Raw genomic sequence first — 884 nt, 5'->3', positions numbered from 1 at the left:
GCAATGTTCAGCATATCCCCTTCAAAAAAGGCGTCGGCATAAGGTTTGCTGCCAAAAATATTCATCAAATCTCCTTTTGCTACCATAGATAAAGCAAGCAGCCCTGCAATCAGAAGCCATCCCCACTTTTTCACTTGATTCCACCTGGGGTTAGATGCATCTGAGCCTTTCCGCATGTGATGCTTTTAAAATCGATGTTTGATACCAAAACGTTCTTTGAGGATCTTTTCATCTTGGCGTTTTTCCTGCTCGGTTTGTTCACCTAGGAACTCATTCACACCTTCCACTTTGCATTCTGCTTTAGGCATATAACCGTGCGGCTCTTTACAAAAAACGATGTCATTGCGAAAACGTTCACCGAAAGGTGTCAAAGCAGGGAACTTGACACCTTTTTCAACAAGTTTCTGCTGGATTTTGAGCATCTTTTGGTAGGCTTCGGTGGATGGATCCATATGCTCTAATTCTTCTTGAACACTGTAGGCAACCGAAATTCCTTCATTATTCATCGCATAAGGATCCGCTCCATGGTTGAGCAAGTAGAGAGAATCATCAAACCGCACTGGAAGAATATGTATCAAAGGTGTATTGCCAAGTGTGTCGCGGGCATTCACATCGGCACCGTACTCGACTAAAAGCTTCATGGCATCACTTTCTTCAAGCAAGGGGGTGTTGAAAATCAATGTTCGTAAGCTGCCTTCATTTGCAATATTTGGATCCATGCCACTTTCAAGAAGAGCCTTTAAGGGTTCGTCACTTTTGCGCCACATAGCGTGATAAGCCACGCTGCCTAGTTCCGGCAACTCAATAGATGGATCGGCACCTAACGCCATCAACGCTTTAATGGCTACGGGGTTTTCATCATTTACGGCAAAGCCAAGCAGTGT

General features: G+C 44.3%; 1 protein-coding gene. It reads right to left on the bottom strand.

Features of this window, described 5'->3' with window-relative positions:
• Nucleotides 1-185 precede the first annotated feature (185 nt).
• On the bottom strand, nt 186-884 hold a 699-nt coding region (locus tag QTN95_RS20845; RefSeq protein ID WP_331418878.1), incomplete at its 5' end, for an ankyrin repeat domain-containing protein.

This window comes from Vibrio sp. M260112, from assembly GCF_036533775.1.
In the GTDB taxonomy this organism is placed as follows: domain Bacteria; phylum Pseudomonadota; class Gammaproteobacteria; order Enterobacterales; family Vibrionaceae; genus Vibrio.
The sequence above is the reverse complement of the archived record's forward strand: the minus strand, read 5'-3'. Positions and strand labels throughout refer to the sequence as shown.